Source organism: Micromonospora sp. NPDC049679, from assembly GCF_040659735.1.
Lineage (GTDB): Bacteria > Actinomycetota > Actinomycetes > Mycobacteriales > Micromonosporaceae > Micromonospora_I.
The window spans coordinates 79,800-99,502 of sequence record NZ_JBFANZ010000006.1; the positions used below are offsets into that span (position 1 = coordinate 79,800).

The window sequence follows — 19,703 nt, forward strand, 5'->3', positions numbered from 1 at the left end:
GATGCCCCACTCCGGTCTTCCGAAGCTGGTCGCGACCGACCTCGACGGCACGCTGGTCCGCACCGACGACACGGTTTCGGCGTACACCCACGCCGTGCTCGACCGGGTCCGGACGGCCGGCATTCCCATCGTGGGCGCCACCGGACGCGGGCCTCGGCTGACCGAGCTCACCCGCAACGACATCCGGGCCGCCGACTTCCTGGTGATGGCCGGTGGCGGGCGCGTGGTCGACCAGAGCGACCCGACCGGACCGGTGGTGCTGCGCGACGAGCGGCTGTCGGGCGAGGTTCTCGCCGTGCTCCTGACCGACCTGGAGGAGGCGGTCGGACCACTGACGGTCATGGTCGAGGCGCTGGACACGCCGAACTCGCCGCTGTGGGGAGATCCCGACCCGGAGTGGCGCTACCCGGACCGCTTCGAGGCGCGCACACGGGCGGAATGCCTGACCGGAGACGTGATCAAGGCGTTTGCGCGCACGGCCGACCATCACGTGGACGTGCTGCTGGAGAGGGCCCGCCAGATCATGCCCGCGGCGCTGGCGACAGTGACCCAGGCCGGGCTCGGCTTCATCGAGATCTCTCCGCCCGGCGTCGACAAGGCCACCGGCCTCGCCGTCGTCGCCCAGGCGCTCGGCGTCGATCCGGCCGATGTACTCGTCTTCGGGGACATGCCCAACGATCTGCCCATGTTCGAATGGGCCGGCTGGAGCCGGGTGGCCGTCGCCAACGCGCACGCCACCGTGCGGGCGGCCGCCGACGAGGTCACGCTGCGCAACGACGACGACGGGGTGGCGGTGTATCTGGATCGGCTACTGTCGCGATGATGGGACATCCACCGCGACTGGTCGCCACCGATCTCGACGGGACACTGCTGCGGCGGGACAAATCGGTGAGCGCACGGACCGCGGCCGCTCTGGAGCGGGTGTCCGCGCAGGGCGCGCAGGTGGTGCTGGTGACCGGTCGTCCGGTGCGCTGGCTCGCCATGGTGTACGAGCAGCTGCACGAGCCGGTGCCGGCGGTCTGCGCCAACGGCGCGGTCGTCTACGACCCGGTCGCCGACGAGGTGCTGCGCGCCGACCCGCTCGCCCCCGAACTGATGGCCGAGGTCGCCCGCCGGCTGCGCGCGGAAGTGCCGGGCGTGGTCTTCGCCGTCGAGGTCGAGGACGGCCGGCTGATGCGCCACGGCGAGGACTGGCCGACGCACTGGAACAGCGACCACCCCACCGCGCGGCTGGTCACCGCCCCCGAGGAGCTGCTGTCGGCGCCGGCGGTCAAGCTGCTGGCGCGCAGTACGCAGGATCCCGACGTCTTCGTGAGGACGGTGACCGGGGCGCTCGCCGGGCTGGCCGAGGCGACGCACTCGTCGTACTCGGGCCTGGTGGAGATCTCGGCCGCGGGCGTGACGAAGGCGGCCGGTCTCGCCTGGCTCTGCTCCCGGTTCGGCGTGACCGCCGCCGACGTGGTCGCCTTCGGTGACATGCCCAACGACGTACCGATGCTGACCTGGGCGGGTCGGGCCGTGGCGGTGGCGAACGCGCATCCCGCGGTGCGGGAGATCGCCGACGCGGTGACCTCGTCGAATGAGACGGACGGGGTCGCCGCGTACCTGGAAGAACTCTTCGCGTTGGGGTGAGGCCCCGTGGCTGGGTCCCTACAGGTACTGGCCGGTGCGGTTTCCGCCCTCGCCGGGCTGACCGGGCATCCCGGGGATCATGCCGGGTCCCACGGGCAACGCCGGGCGTCCACCCGTGCGCATCTGCTCCAGCTGAAGCCGCGCCGCCATCTGCTGAGCGACGAGCGCCGCCTGGATGCCGTGGAAGAGTCCCTCGAGCCAGCCGACCAGCTGGGCCTGAGCCACTCGCAGCTCGGAGTCGCTCGGCGTGGCGCCCTCCTCGAACGGCAGCGAGATCCGCGCCAGCTCCTCGCGCAGCTCGGGCGCGAGCCCATCCTCCAGCTCCGCGATCGACCGCTGGTGGATCTCCCGCAGCCGGTGCCGGCTGGCCTCGTCGAGCGGAGCGGCCCGGACCTCCTCCAGCAGCTGCTTGATCATGCTGCCGATGCGCATCACCTTCGCCGGCTGCTCGATCAGGCGCGACGGGTCCTCGGCGTCCGGATCTCCCTCGTTGCCGGCCTCGACCGTGCCGACCGGACGGCCGTCCGGGCCCACCACGACGACCGTGCCGGGTCGGCCGGTGGTCGGGTGCGTCGGCTCCTCGTTCTGTTCGGGGTTGCGCGCCGCTTCCGTCATGCGATCCATCTTCTCGCAGCCACCGGATCGGGCGCTCGCCGGTCCCCCGATCGGGCGCTCCGCCCGCGCGATAGCGTCGCCGCCATGGCCGCCGATCCCCGCGCCGTCCTGACCCGGCCCGCACCGGCTCCGGACGCGACCGTCCGCTACGGCGAGCACCCCGACCAGGTCGCCGACGTACGGCTGCCGGCGGGCGACCACGACGCGCCACCCCGTCCGCTCGTCGTCGTGATCCACGGCGGGTTCTGGCGGGCGGAGTACGACCGGACGCACACCGGGCCGCTCGCCGCCGATCTGGCCGCCCGCGGCTACCCGGTCGCCCAGTTGGAATACCGGCGCACCGGGCAACCCGGCGGCGGCTGGCCGGGGACCTTCGAGGACGTGGCGAATGGGATCGCCGCGCTGCCGCGACTGGTCTCCACCGTGGTCGCGGGGCCGCCCATCCTGCTCGGGCACTCCGCCGGCGGGCACCTGGCGATCTGGTACGCGACGACGGGCGCGGCCGTGCGCGGGGTGGTCGCGCTGGCGCCGGTGGCCGATCTCGCGGAGGGATACGAGCTTGATCTTGATGGCGGGGCGGTCGCGGCCCTGCTCGGCGGCGGTCCCGAGGAGGTCCCCGAGCGGTACGTGGCCGCGGACCCCACTCTCCGCGTACCGCCTCAATCACCCACCGTAGTCATCCACGGTGAGCTGGACCGCCAGGTGCCGGCCGAGATGAGTCGGCGATACGCGGCCCGAGCGCGGGCGGACGGGGGCGACGTCACGCTCATCGCGCTGCCCGAAAGTGAGCATTTCGGGCTAATCGACCCACTGTCGTCCGCGTGGCCGCGGGTGACGGAGGCATTACATTCCCTGCACTGAAGATCACGCGGCATTGACGCAACGTCGCGAAGCGGGTAGAACGCCGAGGGGGTCGCGATCGGCCCGATGACCGCGTGGAAGGACAGCCCGTGTCGCAGATCGACCGTCGGCAGGCACTCAAGCTCTTGGCCGCGCTCGGCGCGACCGGGCTCGCCGCCGCGTGCAGCACCGACACCGGCGACGGCCAGGGCAGCGGCGAGCCTGTGAAGATCGGTCTGATCGCCCCGCAGACCGGCGGCTACAAGCCGATCGGCGATGAGCTCGTCAACGGTTTCCAGCTCTTCCTGGACTTCAACAACAAGCAGCTCGGCGGCCGACCGGTGGAGCTCGTGACCGCCGACGAAGGTGAGACCGCGTCGTCCGGGAAGGCCGCGGTGGAGGGCCTGATCAAGCAGGGCGTCCTCGCGCTGACCGGGGTGGCCAACTCCGAGGTCATGCTCGGCATCCGGGAAACCGTGGAGCAGGCGCGGATCCCGCTGATCGGCTCCAACGCGTCCCCCCGCGCCCTGCAGGGCGTCGTCTACATCTGGCGCACCTCCTACATCAACGACGAACCGGGACTCGCCCTCGGCCCGTACGTGCAGCGCCAGCTTCCCCGCGGCGCCAAGGTGGGGATCATCGCGGCGGACTACGCGGCCGGGCGGGACGCCGTCCAGGGTTTCCGCGAGTCCTTCGGCAACGACCCCCGCATCTCCGCGCCGGTCATCTGGACCGACTTCACCACCAATCCCGGCAAGCGCAGCTACCAGGCGAAGATCGGCCAGTTGCTCGCCGGTCGGCCGCAAGCGGTCTACTGCTTCTTCGCCGGGGCCGCGGCGGTCGAGTTCATCAAGCAGCTGCGCGCCGCGGGTTACCGCGGACGGATCTACGCGCCCGGCTTCCTCACCGAGGGCGCGGTGCTGGAGGAGCTCGACGGCCAGGGCGAGGGGATCCTCACCGCGCTCAACTACTCGTCCGACCTCAACAACGCCGCCAACACGCGCTTCGCGGCGGGCTACCGGAAGAAGCACGGATCGTCCCCCAGCACGTACGCGATGGCGTCCTACGACGCGGCGCAGGTGCTGGACAAGGCGATCCGCAACGCCGGCAGCAGGCCGACGTCGCAACAGCTCAACCTGGCGCTCGGCAAGGTGGGTCAGGTGGACAGCCCGCGGGGCCCGTGGCAGTTCAACCAGTCGCGCACCCCGCAGCAGAAGTGGTACCTGCGGGAGGTCCGTCGCGACGGACCGGTCTTCGGCAACGTGCTCATCAACGAGCTGGCCACACTCGGCTGAACCGGCCCGCCAAACGGCCCCGCCCGCCGCTCCACGCGGTTGGCGGGGCCGTTTCCGTCGGCAAGTCCGCCGCTAGGGACGCAGCTCGGCGACGCAGCACTTGACGCTGCCGCCGCCCTTCTTCAGCTCCGACAGCTCGACCAGCACCGGCACGTACCCGGCCGCCTCGACCTTCGCCGCCATGCCGGTGGCCTCACTGTTGATGACCACGTGCCGGCCATCGCTGACCAGGTTGAGTCCGAACGCCAGGGCGTCCGCCTCGTCGGCGATGACCGCGTCCGGGAAGAGCTGCCGGAGCACGCGTTGCGACGCCGGCGAGAAGGCGCCCGGGAAGTACGTCACGGTGCTGTCGTCGAGCGCCGCGAGCGCGGTGTCCAGGTGGTAGAAGCGCGGGTCGACCAGGCGGAGCGACAGGACCGGCCGACCGAGGACGTCCTGGGCCTGCGCGTGCGCGGCCGGTTCGGTGCGGAACCCGTACCCGGCGAGGATCGTGCCGCCGTACGCGGCCGGCAGGTAGGCGAAGTCGCCCTCACCCTCGTTGATCTCGCTCGGCGCCACGTACGGCCAGCCCTGGGCCTCGTAGAACAGCCGGTGCGCGACGGCCTCGCCAGCGCGCTGCGGGTACTTGAACCACGCGCCGTAGACGGTCCCGTCCACGACGAACCCGCCGTTGGCCGCGAACACCATGTCCGGCAGCCCGGCTTCCGGCTCCAGCACGTGCACGGTGTGGCCGAGCTCAACCAGGGTTTCCCGGAGCCGGTCCCACTGCTTGACCGCGAGTTCGGTGTCGACCGGGGTGGAGGTGTCCATCCACGGGTTGATCACGTAGTCCACCGTGAAACGCTCGGGCGGGCACATGAGATATGTCCGGATTTGCGGGGTCCGCTGCTGGGTCACGGACATAAAGAGTAGGTACGCTGCACGTTCGATAACAGCCGCAACTATTGCTTGCGAGAGGCGGAACGTTGCAGATAGATGCCGTAGACCAGCGGATCATTGCGTCCCTCGTCGCTGACGCCCGCGCCTCCTACGCGGAGATCGGAGCCCGCGTTTCACTCTCGGCGCCAGCGGTGAAGCGGCGCGTCGATCGGTTGCGCTCCGCCGGGGTGATCCGGGGATTCACGGCCGTCGTCGACCCGGCCGCCGTCGGCTGGACCACCGAAGCCTTCATCGAGCTCTTCTGCACCGGCCGCACCACCCCGACCCAGATCGCCGTCGCCACCCGGCGCCACCCCGAGGTCGTCGGGGCGTACACCGTCTCGGGTGAGGCGGACGCGCTGGTCCACCTGCGCGCGGCCGACATCGCCCACCTGGAGCAGGCGCTCGAGCGACTCCGGGCCGAGCCCTTCGTCACCTCGACCCGCAGCATGATCGTGCTGTCCCGGCTGGTCGACGCGCCCACGGCGATCGCTCCCAGCGGAGCGGAGTGGACGGGAACGCCGACGGCGACCCGCGCGTCCAACCCGCCATGAGAACGCGCCGCGCCCACCGCCGCTCCCTGAGTGTCGCGACGGCACTCGCCCTGCTGTGCGGATGCACGGCACCCGTCCCGCAGTCCGATCCGGAGCTGCCCCCGGGTGGACTCCAACTCGTCGCCTTCGACTCGTGCGCCGACACGCTGTCGGGGCTGAAGGCGGCGGCCAGGCAGAGCGTGGGGCCGTGGGGCCTGCCGGGTTCCGCTCCGGAGTGGGGCTTCCGCGGGGACTCCGACGGTGGCCCGGTGGCGGCCGAGGCGGGCGGGGCACGCACCGGGATGCCGCAGCAGTCCGGGCATTCAGGCACGAACAACCACGAGGTCGGCGTCGATGAACCCGACATGGTCAAGACGGACGGCCGCCGCATCGTGACCGTCACGGCGGGCGTGCTGCGCAGCGTCGACCCGCGGAACCGGCGGATCACCGGCGAGTTGAAGCTACCGGGCGGCGGGGACGACGAGCAGGTTCGGTGGGCCGAGAGCACGTTGTTGCTGCACGGTGATCGGGCGCTGGTGCTCGTCCCGGGGGGCTCGTGGGGCGGACGGCCGGCGGGCATCGTGGCGGATGATCGCGTGCGGCCGGGCGCGGCACGGCCGCTGATGCTGCTGGTCGATCTGACCAACACACCGACGCTGCTGGAGCAGTACCGGATCGACGGGACCATTGTCGATGCGCGACAGGTGGCGGGCACGGCGCGGGTCGTGGTGCGCAGCACGCCGCGGCTGATCTTCCCCCAGACCCGACAGGGCACCGACGGCGAACGTCTCGCCGAGAACCGCAAGGCGATCGACGCCGCCCCGATCGAGCAGTGGCTCCCCCGCTACGAGATCACCTCTGCCGGCCGCACCCGCGACGGACAGGTCGGCTGCGACCGGGTGAGCCATCCGGCCACATACTCCGGCACGTCCATGGCGACGGTGCTCAGCTTCGACCTGGGCCGCTCCGAACTCTCCGACGGCGATCCCCTGACCATCGTCGGCGACGGCGACACGGTCTACAGCAACGGCGGAAGCCTCTACCTGGTCAACGACCAGCGGTGGCGGAGCACGCCCGGGTGGGACCGGGCATCCGCCCGGGGCCAGATCACGGAGATCTACCAGTTCGACACCACGAAGCCGGGTCGCCCGCGCTACGTCACCTCCGCGAAGGTGCCGGGCTGGGTGGTCAACCAGTACGCGCTCTCCGAGTGGGACGGCCACCTCCGGGTCGCGACGACGGAGGGCCCGGCCGGGGACCCCACCAAGCAAAGTTCGACCGTGTACGTGCTGCGCGCCGACGGCAAGACTCTGCGGGAAACCGGGCGGGTCGGCGGGCTCGGCAGGGGAGAACGCATCTATTCCGTGCGCTTCACGGACGACAAGGGATATGTGGTCACCTTCCGACAGACCGATCCGCTCTACACAGTGGACCTTCGAGACCCCGCCGCGCCCAGGGTCGCCGGCGAACTGAAGATCACCGGGTACTCGGCGTACCTGCATCCGGTCGACAGTGGACGGCTCATCGGCGTCGGACAGGAAGCGACCACTCAGGGACGGACCGCGGGCACCCAGGTCTCCCTCTTCGACGTCAGCGATCCGGCCAAGCCGGGCCGGCTCGCGCAGCACCACGTACGGCAGAGCACGTCCGAGGCCGAGTACGACCCGCACGCGTTCCTCTACTGGCCCGGGGAACGGCTGCTGGTCGTGCCGCTCCAGCAGACGAACGGCTCCGGCGGCGCACTGGTCCTCCGGGTCAGCGACAGCGGCCTCGCCGAACTCGGCGTACTCACCCATGCCGCGTCGACACCGGGGTCCGCGTCGATCCGCCGGTCGCTGATCGTCGCCGGCGCTCTCTGGACCCTCTCCGACGCAGGCTTCATGATCACAGATCTGTCCACGATGGACCGGCTCGGCTGGGTGCCGCTGACCTGACTTTCCTCCCCCCGGTGGTGGGGGCCCGGTTTCGGCGTGCCGGGCCCCCACCCGCCCCGGTTAGAGATACATCCCCGTGCGGTGCTCCCCCGGATCGCGGTGGGTCGGCTTGTCTCCCTCGCCGAAGAACCGCTTGCCACCGAACTCGCCGTGCAGCCGGTCGTCCAGCTCATCGGCGAGCCCCGTCATCACCTGGACGGCGAGCATGAGGTGGGTGGCCTGGAAGTTGCGCCCGAAGACGGGGATCGACGCCCACACGGTGTCGTTGGTGCAGTAGAGACGACCGATGGGCATCCGGTTGGTCAGCTCGGAGAGCCGGACGTAGAGCTGCTCGGTCGGCTCGACCTCGGTGAGCACGGGGGAGAAGACGTCGACCAGGGGCGGGTTGTCCCGTACCCGGACGAAGACCATCGCCGAACCGGCGCGGATGCCGACGTCCCCGTCGGAGTCGACCTGCAACTGGTCGGGGTTGCTCTTCATCATCGTGGCGACGACCGTGCGGACCCGCTCGTCCAGCGCCATCGTCTCGTCGCCGCGCTGGCTCGCGCGGGCGGCGGCCAGCGCCTCGTCGAGGTCGAGATCCTCGTCGCGCACGGGCTCGGGGCGGGCGGTGCCGATCGGCTCGACCGCGATCGGCTCGTCGGCGGCGTCGTGCGCGAGGTAGACGAGGAAGGCGGGGTGCGGGGCCCCGTAAACGTCGCGGAGCGTTCGGGCGATCGTGACGGCGAGCCGGGTCGACTCGGCGACCGTCGTCCGGATCCCGAAGCGATCGCCGGACCCTTCCAGCACGCCCGGGGGCGACCAGCCGAGGGCGACGAGGTCCGCGACCGCGGACCGATCCATCCGGAATCCCGGCGGCAGCGCGGCGTTGCCGACCGCGAACGCGTTGATGTGCCCCTCGTCGCCGATCTGCACGCTGACCGAGTAGACGGCGTCGTCCGTGCCGGAGGCGGTGGGGTCGAGCGTGAGGTCGACCCGCCCTCCGGCCGGCACCTGCCGCACACAGGCGCCGAGCGCGCGCGCGAACTCCTGCCACGCATCGCTCACCTTGGCCCGCAGATCCGCGGTGGTGGGTTCGTCCAGCAGGATCGAGTCGAGGTAGCCGCCCGACGCTCTGTCGCCCGGCTCTTCCGGTGTGCCGGGCACGTGCTGCGCCATGATGATCGCCTCCCCACGCGTCAGCCACACCCTATCGACCACCTCACCCTCCCCGCTGGGGTGGCCGAATCCGGATTGTTCCTGGCAAAACCGGGGATACAGCGGCTAATCCGTGGCCGGGCGGGAGGTCGCCGGGGCGGGCCAGGCGCCGGCCAGTGCCGTGAGCCGGGCTGCCGCCTCAGCCGGATCCGCACCCCGCCCCACGGCGACGCCGAGCAGGTACGCGGTGACCGGCGCGCCCGGACGGACCACGTTGTGTGCCACCTCGCGGGCCAGGTCCAGCACGACGCCCGTCGCCGCCTCCGTGGCATCCAAGCCCAGCTCACGGCAGGCCGTCAGGGTCCACTCATCCAGCACGTTCATCCAGCCCACTCCTCCGCACGTCGCATGTCGGCGTCAGTGTCGCAGTCGAACCAGGGCGGCGCGCCCGGCCGCCGCCACGACACCTCGGTCACGACCAGCCCGTCGAACAGCGCCCGCATCGACGCCCCGCGCAACCCGTCGGGCCGAGCGGCGGCGAGCGCGGTGAGGGCGGCCCGGAGTGGCGCGATGCGCCACATCCCGCAGAGCAACTGCCGCCGACCCTCCTCATCGACGTAGACCGCACCGTCGCATGTGGACGCGAGAACCGCGTCACGCAGCCGCAGGACCGCCTCGGCGGTCAGCAGCGGCAGGTCCGCCGCGAGCAACGCGACGAGCTCCGGGGTCGGATCGAGCAGCGCGAGTCCCGCGCCGGTCGCCGCGACCGGGCCACCACCCGGGGGATCCTCGCGGGTGGTGCGCACCGTCGCGGACGGGGGGATGGCCGCCGGCCCGACCACGACACACAGATCGGCCGCGGGCACGGCGGCGAGCACCCGGCGCAGCATCGACGTACCCGCCACCGGCAGCGCCGGTTTGTCGACGCCGTTCATCCGGCGCGCGGCACCACCAGCCAGAACCACGACAGCAAAGGACGCCATCGCCTCACCGTAGCTCCGCGCCGGCACGGCTCCCACCGGTGGTCGCGGAGAGCGGGGGAGAGGCACGGCACGCGGGACTGCGGCCGCACCTCGGCCCGCCGGCGCGCCCGACCGGGGCCGCGGCGGAGAATGACGGCATGGGACGGGCTACGGATCGGCGTACGGTGCTGCGGATCGACACGGCCGCGGACGGGCAACCGGTGAAGCGGCCGGACACGCTCGCCGCGGAGGAACCACTGGAGATCAGGGTCGGGCGCGCCGGGCCGGGCCGCCGCCCACCGCTCGCCGTCACCATGCGCACCCCCGGCGACGATCTCGACCTGGCCATCGGGTTCCTGCTCACGGAAGGTCTGATCGCGGCCGCGGACGACGTGCTGACCGCGCAGCTCTGCGCCGGCACCGACACGCCGAACACGTACAACGTGGTCGACGTGGTGCTCGCCGACCACGTCCCACCCCCGGAGACCGACCCGGCCCGCAACTTCTACACGACCAGCTCCTGCGGGGTCTGCGGCAAGGCCAGCATCGACGCCATCCGCACCCGCTCGCGGTTCGACGTGTCCGATGACCCCCTCACCGTGCCGGCGACGACGCTCACCGCGCTTCCCGACCGGCTGCGCGCCGCCCAGCGGGCGTTCGACCGCACCGGCGGGCTGCACGCGGCGGGCCTCTTCACGCCGGCCGGTGAGCTCGTGGTGCTCCGTGAGGACGTGGGCCGGCACAACGCGGTCGACAAGGTGATCGGCTGGGCGGTGCGCGAGCGCCGCCTTCCGCTGCGCGGACACCTGCTGCTCGTCTCCGGCCGGGCCAGTTTCGAGCTCACCCAGAAGGCGTGGATGGCCGGATTGCCGCTGCTCGCGGCGGTCTCGGCGCCGAGCACCCTCGCCGCCGACCTGGCCGCCGAGGCCGGCATGACGCTGATCGGGTTTCTGCGCCCGCCCACGATGAACGTCTACACGGGTGGGCACCGGGTGACAACCTGACGCGTCACGCCCGGGCCCGCCTCCCGCGACGTCCGCGCGGCCCCCGCCGGCGGCCCGCACCCGACCGACCCGGCGCCGGCCAGTCGAGACCCGCCGGCGCGACGCCCCGCTGCAGCACCTCGGCCATCAGCAACGCCATCGAATACCCGGGGTCGCAGCGCAGCGCCCGCTCCAACGCCACCCGGGCCAACGCGCCGCGCCCCGAACGCCAGGCGGCGAAGGCGAGCAGGCTGGCCGGCGCCGCCACCAGATCAGGTTCGGCCCGGCGTACGACATCGGTCCACAACTCCACGTGCCAGTCGTCGTCGCCGATGCGCTCCCAGGCGAAGTCACGGACGGGAACGTGCGGCAGGAGAACGCTCAGCCAGGCCGTTTCGTCGTCCGTCAGCCGCCCCCGCTCGCGGTGCCGCTCCATCGCGGTCCGTACGGCCGCCACGCCGGCCTCGCGCAGCGTCCGCCCGCCGGGCAGATCCGCCGACGGCGCCTGATCCAGCAACTCCGCGAGGCGCTCGTCGGCCCGCGTCGTCGCCTGCCGCATCGACTCCCGCGTGAGACCGCCGAGCGGTGCCACCTGGCGCGTGAGGGACGCCCGGTCGGGGAGCGCGACCTGGCCCGCGAGCGTCGCGGCCGCCGCGATCTGGCTGGTCGTCGCGTCGAAGGGGACGCCCTCGGGCGGGCAGCACTCGGGGTTGCCGCAGGTGTAGGACCAGTAGCGGCCGTCGGTGAGCCGGAGGACGTCGAGCACCCGGACGCCCCGATGGTCCAGCGCGGCGCGGACGGCGTCGACGGCCGGTGTGACCCGCTCCGCCGGGCCGTAGCCGATCACCGTCGCGCTCTCGGCCTCCTGGCGGGCGACGACGGCGGCGACGTGAGCGGCGGCGGCCCCGGGCGTCACGCTGGACGCCTGCCGATCGGGGAGGTCGCCCCGAGCCGCGAAAGTGATCTTCGATCCGCGTAGCGCGACCACCACGATGCTGTCGGTGGGATGGAAGCCCAGCAGGTAGGGGACGGCGGCGAGAAGGTCGGCGGTGGAACGGACGGACAGCTTCGGCAGCTCGGTCGAGGTCATGCCGGCGAGCCTGGCGCGCAGGGTCCGTGATCGGAAGGGACCCGGCTCCGCCTGTGGACGACACGCGGGTTATCCACAGCTACGGAGAGTGTTTTGCCTGGTCAGGAGCGGAACTGCAGATCGTGCAACGCCATCCCGTCCCGCCGGTGCTGCTCCCGCTGACGCAGATCGAGCGTCAGTTCGACGGCGGAGAGGACGTCATAGCCGGCACCGTGCAGGCAGCGCAACGCGTCCAGGTTGCGTGACTCCGGCGAGATCGTCAGCCGGGCCAGCCCGCGCCGGTGCGCCTGCTCCGCGACGTGCCCCAGCAGCGCGCGCCCGATGCCCTGACCGCGCCGGCGCGCCGTCACCACCACCGGCTCCACTTTGCCGACGCTCCCGCTCATGATCAGACCGACCAGGCCGACCACGCCGTCCTCCGGGCACTCGGCCACCCACACCCCGTACAGATCGAGCCGGGTCAGGTATTCGTCGAAGCCGGCGCCGGGATCCGCGCCACCGAAGCCGGGATCGTCGTAGAGCTCGCGATGCCGCTCAGCCAGCTCGACCCAGAGTCGACGTCCCGCGCTGTGGTCGTGCGGGCGGTACGAGCGGATCGACACATCGGTCATGGTTCATGCTTACTCCGCATCGCCGGCTGGCGATACCCGGTTGCTCGGAAACGGCTACGTTGCGCCCATGGACCTGGCGTACCTCCGCTCGCACCCGGAGCACCTTCCGACATTCCTGACGCACCAGCGGATCCGGGAGACGCCCGTGTCCGGTGGCGACATCTGCACCGCCGCCCGGCTCACCCTCGACGACGGCAACTCCGTCTTCGCGAAGACGTGGCCGGAGCGCGCCGCCACCCCCGTACCGGAGGGGTTCTTCGCCGCGGAAGCCGCCGGGCTGCGCTGGCTGCGCGCGGCCGACGCGGTCGCCGTACCCGAGGTGATCGTCTCCCTGCCCGCGTTGCTCGCGCTCGAGTGGGTCGATCCGGGTCCGCCGACGCCGGAGGCGGCCGAGCGGTTCGGCCGCGACCTGGCCACGCTGCACCGCGCCGGCGCCCCCGCGTTCGGCGCGCAGTGGCCGGGCTTCATCGGCGCGCTCCCGCAGGACAACACCCCCAGCCGGGAGCCCTGGCCGGAGTGGTTCGCGCAGCGCCGGCTCGCCCCCTACCTGCGGCTGTCGGTCGACAACGGCGCGCTCTCGGAGACCGAGGTCACCCTGATCGAGCAGCTGATCTCCCGGATCGACGAGTACGGCGGCGCCGAGCCGCCCGCGCGGATCCACGGTGACCTGTGGCCGGGCAACCTGCTCTGGGGTGCGGACGGGAAGGCGTGGCTCGTGGACCCGGCTGCCCACGGCGGACACCGGGAGACCGACCTGGCTCAGCTGGCCCTCTTCGGCGGGGCGCCGCATCTGGACCGGATCCTCGACGCCTACCGGGAGGCGTGGCCCCTCGATGACGGCTGGCCGGCCCGTCGTCCGGTCCACCAGTTGCATCTGCTGCTGGTGCACACCGCGCTGTTCGGCGCGGGCTACGCGGACGCGGTCGGACGCGCCGCCCGGGCCGCGCTGGGCGCGTGACGCGCTACGGTCGAGCGATGACGATGGCGGTTCAGCCCGGGGGGTCGCAGCCGGAGACAGGGCGACCGGTCGCCGGCGGTCTCGCCGACCGCTACGGCCGCGTCGCGACCGACCTGCGGGTGTCGCTGACCGACCGGTGCAACCTGCGCTGCTCGTACTGCATGCCGGCCGAGGGGCTGGCCTGGCTCCCCGGCCCGGACGTGTTGACCGATGACGAGGTCGGGCGGCTCGTGCGGATCGCGGTGGAACGGCTCGGCGTGACCGAGGTGCGGTTCACCGGTGGCGAACCGCTGCTCCGCCCCGGGCTGCTGTCGATCGTGTCGGCCGCCGCCGCGCTGACGCCGCGCCCGACCCTGTCGCTCACCACCAACGGCATCGGCCTCGCCCGGCTCGCCGGGCCGCTGCGCTCGGCGGGGTTGGACCGGGTCAACGTCTCACTGGACACGCTGGACCCGGCCCGGTTCGAGCAACTGACCCGGCGGCGACGCCTCCCCGACGTGCTGGCCGGGCTGGCGGCCGCGGTCGAAGCCGGTCTCACGCCCGCAAAGATCAACTCTGTGCTGATGCGCGGGGTCAACGAGGCCGATGCCCCGGAGCTGCTCCGGTTCGCCCTCGCGCACGGCTACGAGCTGCGCTTCATCGAGCAGATGCCGCTGGACGCGCAGCACGCCTGGGACCGCTCCGTGATGGTGACGGCGAGCGAGATCCTCACCGCGCTCCGGGCAGGGTTCACCTTGCTGCCCGACCCTGTCGCGCGCGGTGGCGCGCCGGCCGAGACATGGCTGGTGGAGGGCTTCACCGCGGCCGGCGGCGGGCCGGCGCGGGTCGGCGTGATCGGCAGTGTCACCCGCCCCTTCTGCGGCGACTGCGACCGCACCCGGCTCACCGCGGACGGACAGGTGCGGGCCTGCCTGTTCGCGACCGAGGAGTCCGACCTGCGGGGCGCGCTCCGCACGGGAGCCGACGACGAGGAACTGGCGCGGCGGTGGCGGGTCGCGATGTGGGGCAAGCGTGCCGGGCACGGCATCGACGACCCGTCGTTCCTGCAGCCCGCCCGCCCGATGTCCGCGATCGGCGGATGACGTGGCGACGACTTTCCCTTTGATCGGGAGCTTTCTGCCCGATCAAGGCGTTGTTCACACGATCGGAGACCAAGGCCGGTGAGCATGTCCCTGCGCGACGGCGGTGCGACGATCGACGGGGGTGGCGTTGTCACGGTCCGCTACTTCGCCGGGGCACGGGCCGCGGCGGGCGTCGGCGAGGAGCCGCTGCCACCCGGTCTCGACCACGACCGCCTGGTCGCCGAGCTGACGGCCCGGCACGGCGAGCGGCTGGCGGCGGTTCTCAAGGTCGCGAGTTTCCTCGTCGACGGAGTGACCTGGCATGATCGTCGGGCACCACTGCCGGCGGGTACGACGGTTGACGTGTTACCGCCATTCGCAGGCGGCTGAGGGAGGCTGGCGTTGTTGGCGGTCCTGGGTTTCGCGGGCGTCGTGGCGCTCGTCACCGGCCTAATCCACCTCTATCTCTGGAAGCGACTCGTCCGGGACACCACCCGGCCCGGCCGCGCGCGACGCGTCGGCGGGCTGCTGCTGCTCGGACTCGCCGCGCTCGTGCCGGCCACCCTGATCGCCACCCGCTCCGGCGTGGGCTGGCTCGCCTGGCTGGCGTGGCCCGGCTATCTGTGGCTGGCCGCCATGTTCTACCTGCTGGTGATCCTGGCCGTGCTCGAGCTGCCGCTGCTGCCCGCGCGGATCGCGCTGCGTCGCCGCGCCACGACGGTCCCGCCGAGCGACGCGCCCCGACCCGAGGCGGTGCTGATCGGCGCGGCCGAGCCGGCCGCGACGCCGGCTACCGGATCCCCGATCACCGCACCGCGGCCCCGTTCGGCGGAGGCCGAAGCGCCGGTCGCGGAAGGACCGGTCGCGGAAGGATCCGGCACACCCGATCACGACCCGCAGCGACGACTGTTGCTGGCCCGCGGCGCCGCGATCTTCGCGGGGCTCACCGCCGCCGGCATCACCGGCTACGGCGTGCGCAACGCGCTCGGTCCGCCGCAGCTCGACCGGGTCCGGGTGCCGCTCGCGAAGCTGCCCCGGAGCATGGACGGTCTGCGCATCGCGACCGTCTCGGACATTCACCTCGGCCCGCTGGCCGGGCGCGCCCACACCGCGCGCATCGTGGCGATGATCAACCGGCTGGATGCCGACATCGTGGCGGTGGTCGGCGATCTGGTGGACGGCACGGTGGCCGAACTGGGCGGCGCGGCGGCGCCCCTGCGGGACCTGCGCTCGCGCTACGGGAGCTTCTTCGTGACCGGCAACCACGAGTACTACTCGGGTGTCGAGGAGTGGATCGACGAGGTGGCACGGCTCGGCCTGCGACCGCTGCAGAACGAGCGGCTGGAGATCACGGCGCGCGGCGGGGTGCTCGACCTGGCGGGCGTCAACGACGTCACCGGCGCGACCATGGGCCCCGGCGCCGGACCCGACTTCGACAAGGCGCTGGGCGGGCGGGATCCGGCCCGACCGGTCGTGCTCCTGGCGCACCAGCCGATCCAGGCGCACGAGGCGGCGCGGCACGGTGTCGACCTCCAGCTCTCCGGACACACCCACGGCGGGCAGATCGTGCCCTTCAACTACCTGGTCCGGTTGCAGCAGCCCGTCGTCTCCGGGTTGGGGAACGTGGACGGCACGCAGGTCTACGTGAGCAACGGCGCCGGATTCTGGGGTCCGCCGGTCCGGGTCGGAGCGCCGCCCCAGGTCAGCCTGGTGGAGCTGCGCAGCGCGTGACGCCCCCCGCAGCGTCGATTCAGCGATTACATCCCTCCCATACCGGTACGATCTGGGCTAACAAGGCCCTGACTGCAGGATCGCGGCGCGCGAAGGGCGGAGGTCGACCATCACGGGGATAGCGCAGATCACGGTCGAGCGTGGCGACACGCCGCCCCGTACGCGCCCATGACAGGATGCGGCGTGCCTCCGTTCAGCGCTGCACCCTCCGGCGGCTCCCCCCTGGGCACCGGCTCATTCGTCGCGGACCTGCACATCCACTCGAAACACTCCCGCGCCTGCAGCCGGGACCTCACCCTGCCCAACCTCGCCTGGTGGGCCCGGCGCAAGGGTGTCAGCCTGCTCGGCACGGGTGACTTCACCCATCCCGCCTGGTTCGATCATCTGCGCGAGACGCTCCACCCGGCAGAGCCCGGTCTCTACCGGCTCAGCCCCGAGGCCGAGCGCGACGTCGCCCGCAAGCTGCCGCCCCGGCTGGCCAGCGTCGCCGAGGCCAACCCGGTCCGCTACATGCTCAGCGTGGAGATCTCCACGATCTACAAGCGCGACGACCGGACCCGCAAGGTCCACCACCTGATCTACCTGCCCGACCTCGACGCGGTCGCCCGCTTCAACGCGGCGCTGGGCCGGATCGGCAACCTGGCCTCCGACGGCCGGCCCATCCTCGGACTGGACTCCCGCGATCTGCTCGAGATCACGCTCGAGGCGAGCCCCGACGGATATCTGGTGCCGGCCCACATCTGGACGCCGTGGTTCTCCGCCCTCGGCTCGAAGTCCGGGTTCGACGCGATCGCCGACTGCTACGCCGACCTCGCCGATCACATCTTCGCCGTCGAGACCGGCCTCTCCTCCGATCCGGCGATGAACTGGCGGGTCTCCAGCCTCGACCGCTACCGCCTCGTCTCCAACTCGGACGCCCACTCGCCGCCGGCGCTCGCCCGCGAGGCGACCGTCTTCGGCACCGGGCTCGACTACTACGCGATCAAGGACGCGCTGCGGACCGGGGACGGGCTGCGGGGCACGATCGAGTTCTTCCCAGAAGAGGGGAAGTACCACGCCGACGGTCACCGGCTCTGCGGCATCAACTGGCAGCCCGAGCAGACCCGCGCGGCGCAGGGGCGCTGCCCGGAGTGCGGCAAGCCGCTCACCGTGGGGGTGCTCAGCCGGGTGGAGGAGCTGGCCGACCGGTCCGTGGGGGAGCGCCCGGCGCACGCGCCGCAGGTTACCCACCTCGTCGCGCTGCCCGAGATCATCGGTGAGATCAACGGTGTCGGGCCGCGGTCGAAGACCGTCGAAGGCCAGGTCAACACGGTGGTCGCTGCGCTCGGCTCGGAGCTGGACATCCTGACCACCGCTCCGCTGGACGAGATCGGCCAGGCCGGCGGGGAGCTGCTCGCGGAGGCGGTCGGTCGGTTGCGCCGCGGTGAGGTGCGGCGCACGCCGGGGTACGACGGGGAGTACGGCGTGATCAAACTCTTCCACCCCGGCGAGCTGCACCGCTCCGGAGGCGCGCCCCAGCCGGACGCGCTCTTCGACGTACCCGCGCCCGAGCCGCGACCACTCGCACGGGCGGCGGCGAAGCGGAAGGCCACCGCCAAGGCGAAGAGTCCGGCCACGCGGCGGGCGAAGGCGGCTTCGGAGATCGCGGCACCGCCGATCGCGCCACCGCCCTCCCCGCACGAACCGTTCGAACCGATGCTCGCCGGCATGGAAGAAGTCGGCACCGGGCTACTGGACCGGCTCGACGCGATGCAGCGGGTGGCCGCGTCGGCGCCCGGTGGCCCGCTGCTCATCGTCGCCGGACCCGGCACCGGCAAGACACGCACCCTGACCCACCGCATCGCCTACCTCTGCGCCGAGCTCAACGTGTACCCCGAGCAGTGCCTGGCGATCACGTTCACCCGCCGGGCCGCCGAGGAGCTGCGTGCCCGGCTCGACACGCTGCTCGGGCCGGTCGCCGAGGACGTCACGGTCGGCACCTTCCATTCGCTGGGTCTGACCATGCTGCGGGAGAACGCCGGGGCGGCCGGACTCCCCGCCGACTTCCGGATCGCGGACGACAGCGAGCGGGCACAGGCGCGCGCGGAGGCGGGCGACGACGAGGCCGCGTACGTGAAGCTGCTGCGCGGGCAGGACCTGGTCGACCTCGACGAACTGGTGACGCTGCCGGTACGGCTGCTGCGCGATGACGCCGCGCTGGTGGAGCGCTACCGCGACCGCTGGCGGTGGATCTTCGTCGACGAGTACCAGGACGTCGACGCCACGCAGTACGAGCTGCTGCGCCTGCTCAGCCCCGTCGACGGCAACCTCTGCGCGATCGGCGACCCCGATCAGGCGATCTACTCCTTCCGCGGCGCCGACGTTTCCTACTTCCTGCGCTTCTCCGAGGACTTCACCGACGCCCGCCTGGTTCGGCTCACCCGCAACTACCGCTCGTCGGCGCCGATCCTCGCCGCCGCGGTGCAGGCGATCGCACCGACCTCGCTGGTACGCGGCCGGCGGCTCGACCCGGCCCGGCTCGATCCCGAGGCGCCGCTGGTCGGCCGTTACCCCGCGGCGTCCGTCGCCGACGAGGCGGACTTCATCGTCCGTACCGTCGACGAACTCGTGGGCGGGCTGTCGCACCGGTCGCTGGACACCGGACGCGCCGACGGCCGCTCCTCGACCGTCTCCTTCTCCGACATCGCCGTCCTCTACCGCACGGACGCGCAGGCGGCGCCCATCGTGGACGCGCTCTCCCGGGCCGGCGTCCCGGTGCAGAAGCGGTCGCACGACCGACTCCGGGACCGGCCCGGCGTCGGGACGATCGCGCGGGAGCTTCGCCACGCGGACGGGCTCGGCGGCTCGCTCGCCGCCCGGGTACGCCTCACCGGCCAGGTCCTCGCCGAACGCTTCGCGACGCCCACCCTCGACGCGACCGCCGTCGCCGGGCCGGCCGACATCTGGGCCGCGGTGGAGATGCTCACCCCGCTCGCCCTGCGCTGCGGCGACGACCTGCCGCTCTTCCTGGCGCAGATCGCGACCGGAGCCGAGGTCGACGCGCTCGATCCGCGCGCCGAGGCGGTCACGCTGCTGACCCTGCACGCCGCCAAGGGCCTGGAGTTCCCGGTGGTGTTCCTGGTGGGCTGCGAGGACGGGCTGTTACCGCTGCGGTTCCCCGGCACGACGGCAAGCGACGACGACCTCGCCGAGGAGCGGCGTCTCTTCTTCGTCGGGCTCACCCGCGCGCAGGACCGGCTCTACGTCAGCCACGTGCGGCGGCGGCTGCGGTTCGGCAGCGAGCGCGAGTGCAACCCGACGCCCTTCCTCGACGCGATCGACGCCGGGCTCTTCGAGCGGCTCGGCGACGCCGAGCCCCGCCGCCCCAAGGACCGGCAGCTCCGCCTGCTGTGACCGACGACCG

At 72.4% G+C, this 19,703-nt stretch carries 19 protein-coding genes; 12 read left to right on the forward strand and 7 right to left on the reverse strand.

What is annotated here, in order from left to right:
• The first annotated feature begins 1 nt into the window (after position 1).
• Both AB0J06_RS06245 and AB0J06_RS06250 read left to right on the forward strand, forming a co-directional pair.
• Positions 2–823 carry an HAD family hydrolase gene (locus tag AB0J06_RS06245; protein WP_357425215.1) on the forward strand — a complete coding sequence of 274 codons (822 nt, stop codon included), beginning with the start codon at positions 2–4 and terminating at the stop codon, positions 821–823.
• Positions 823–1,632 (forward strand): HAD family hydrolase, encoded by an 810-nt coding sequence (locus AB0J06_RS06250; protein ID WP_357425217.1) that lies wholly within the window; start codon positions 823–825, stop codon positions 1,630–1,632. The genes AB0J06_RS06245 and AB0J06_RS06250 overlap by 1 nt, the downstream gene beginning before the upstream one ends.
• A gap of 18 nt (positions 1,633–1,650) precedes the next feature.
• Here AB0J06_RS06250 and AB0J06_RS06255 read toward each other — a convergent pair whose 3' ends face one another.
• Positions 1,651–2,247 carry a bacterial proteasome activator family protein gene (locus tag AB0J06_RS06255; RefSeq protein ID WP_357425219.1) on the reverse strand — a complete coding sequence of 199 codons (597 nt, stop codon included), beginning with the start codon at positions 2,245–2,247 and terminating at the stop codon, positions 1,651–1,653.
• Between the two features lie 84 nt (positions 2,248–2,331).
• Here AB0J06_RS06255 and AB0J06_RS06260 point away from each other — a divergent pair, with 84 nt between their 5' ends.
• Both AB0J06_RS06260 and AB0J06_RS06265 read left to right on the forward strand, forming a co-directional pair.
• The gene (locus AB0J06_RS06260; protein WP_357425221.1) at positions 2,332–3,108 is read left to right on the forward strand and encodes an alpha/beta fold hydrolase; all 777 of its coding nucleotides are present in this window, start codon (positions 2,332–2,334) and stop codon (positions 3,106–3,108) included.
• 89 nt (positions 3,109–3,197) lie between these two features.
• Positions 3,198–4,382: an ABC transporter substrate-binding protein gene (locus AB0J06_RS06265; RefSeq protein WP_357425223.1), complete on the forward strand. Its 1,185-nt coding sequence runs from the start codon at positions 3,198–3,200 to the stop codon at positions 4,380–4,382.
• A 72-nt stretch (positions 4,383–4,454) separates the two neighbouring features.
• Here AB0J06_RS06265 and ddaH read toward each other — a convergent pair whose 3' ends face one another.
• Positions 4,455–5,285: a dimethylargininase gene (ddaH, locus tag AB0J06_RS06270; RefSeq protein ID WP_357425225.1), complete on the reverse strand. Its 831-nt coding sequence runs from the start codon at positions 5,283–5,285 to the stop codon at positions 4,455–4,457.
• A 62-nt stretch (positions 5,286–5,347) separates the two neighbouring features.
• Between ddaH and AB0J06_RS06275 the strand changes: the two genes are divergently transcribed.
• Positions 5,348–5,854: an Lrp/AsnC family transcriptional regulator gene (locus AB0J06_RS06275; RefSeq protein ID WP_357425227.1), complete on the forward strand. Its 507-nt coding sequence runs from the start codon at positions 5,348–5,350 to the stop codon at positions 5,852–5,854.
• Positions 5,851–7,767 carry a beta-propeller domain-containing protein gene (locus AB0J06_RS06280; protein WP_357425229.1) on the forward strand — a complete coding sequence of 639 codons (1,917 nt, stop codon included), beginning with the start codon at positions 5,851–5,853 and terminating at the stop codon, positions 7,765–7,767. The genes AB0J06_RS06275 and AB0J06_RS06280 overlap by 4 nt, the downstream gene beginning before the upstream one ends.
• A gap of 60 nt (positions 7,768–7,827) precedes the next feature.
• On the opposite strand, the gene AB0J06_RS06285 is transcribed toward AB0J06_RS06280, so the two are convergent.
• From AB0J06_RS06285 to AB0J06_RS06295, 3 genes are all read right to left on the reverse strand, one after another.
• Positions 7,828–8,967 carry a hypothetical protein gene (locus AB0J06_RS06285; RefSeq protein WP_357425231.1) on the reverse strand — a complete coding sequence of 380 codons (1,140 nt, stop codon included), beginning with the start codon at positions 8,965–8,967 and terminating at the stop codon, positions 7,828–7,830.
• Between the two features lie 63 nt (positions 8,968–9,030).
• Positions 9,031–9,288, reverse strand: coding sequence for a DUF6457 domain-containing protein (locus AB0J06_RS06290; protein ID WP_357425233.1), 258 nt, complete (start codon positions 9,286–9,288; stop codon positions 9,031–9,033).
• The gene (locus tag AB0J06_RS06295) at positions 9,285–9,887 is read right to left on the reverse strand and encodes an NTP transferase domain-containing protein (protein ID WP_357425235.1); all 603 of its coding nucleotides are present in this window, start codon (positions 9,885–9,887) and stop codon (positions 9,285–9,287) included. Before AB0J06_RS06295 ends, AB0J06_RS06290 begins: the two co-directional genes overlap by 4 nt.
• Before the next feature lie 137 nt (positions 9,888–10,024).
• On the opposite strand from AB0J06_RS06295, the gene fdhD reads away from it, so the two are divergent.
• Positions 10,025–10,870 carry a formate dehydrogenase accessory sulfurtransferase FdhD gene (fdhD, locus tag AB0J06_RS06300; protein ID WP_357425237.1) on the forward strand — a complete coding sequence of 282 codons (846 nt, stop codon included), beginning with the start codon at positions 10,025–10,027 and terminating at the stop codon, positions 10,868–10,870.
• A gap of 4 nt (positions 10,871–10,874) precedes the next feature.
• Here the strand turns inward: fdhD and AB0J06_RS06305 are convergent, their stop codons facing one another.
• A complete protein-coding gene (locus tag AB0J06_RS06305; protein ID WP_357425239.1) occupies positions 10,875–11,939 on the reverse strand; it encodes a DUF4192 domain-containing protein in 1,065 nt (354 codons plus the stop codon).
• Between the two features lie 101 nt (positions 11,940–12,040).
• Positions 12,041–12,550 (reverse strand): GNAT family N-acetyltransferase, encoded by a 510-nt coding sequence (locus tag AB0J06_RS06310; protein ID WP_357425241.1) that lies wholly within the window; start codon positions 12,548–12,550, stop codon positions 12,041–12,043.
• Between the two features lie 67 nt (positions 12,551–12,617).
• Here AB0J06_RS06310 and AB0J06_RS06315 point away from each other — a divergent pair, with 67 nt between their 5' ends.
• The 5 genes from AB0J06_RS06315 to AB0J06_RS06335 all read left to right on the forward strand — a co-directional run bounded on the left by AB0J06_RS06315 (position 12,618) and on the right by AB0J06_RS06335 (position 19,693).
• Positions 12,618–13,508 carry a fructosamine kinase family protein gene (locus AB0J06_RS06315; RefSeq protein WP_357425243.1) on the forward strand — a complete coding sequence of 297 codons (891 nt, stop codon included), beginning with the start codon at positions 12,618–12,620 and terminating at the stop codon, positions 13,506–13,508.
• Positions 13,509–13,531: 23 nt separating this feature from the next.
• Positions 13,532–14,590 carry a GTP 3',8-cyclase MoaA gene (gene moaA / locus AB0J06_RS06320; protein ID WP_357425399.1) on the forward strand — a complete coding sequence of 353 codons (1,059 nt, stop codon included), beginning with the start codon at positions 13,532–13,534 and terminating at the stop codon, positions 14,588–14,590.
• Positions 14,591–14,674: 84 nt separating this feature from the next.
• A complete protein-coding gene (locus tag AB0J06_RS06325) occupies positions 14,675–14,959 on the forward strand; it encodes a MoaD/ThiS family protein (RefSeq protein ID WP_357425401.1) in 285 nt (94 codons plus the stop codon).
• A 12-nt stretch (positions 14,960–14,971) separates the two neighbouring features.
• Entirely contained in the window at positions 14,972–16,300 is a 1,329-nt protein-coding gene (locus AB0J06_RS06330; RefSeq protein WP_357425245.1) for a metallophosphoesterase, read from the forward strand.
• Positions 16,301–16,483: 183 nt separating this feature from the next.
• Entirely contained in the window at positions 16,484–19,693 is a 3,210-nt protein-coding gene (locus AB0J06_RS06335; RefSeq protein WP_357425247.1) for a UvrD-helicase domain-containing protein, read from the forward strand.
• Positions 19,694–19,703: the final 10 nt, after the last annotated feature.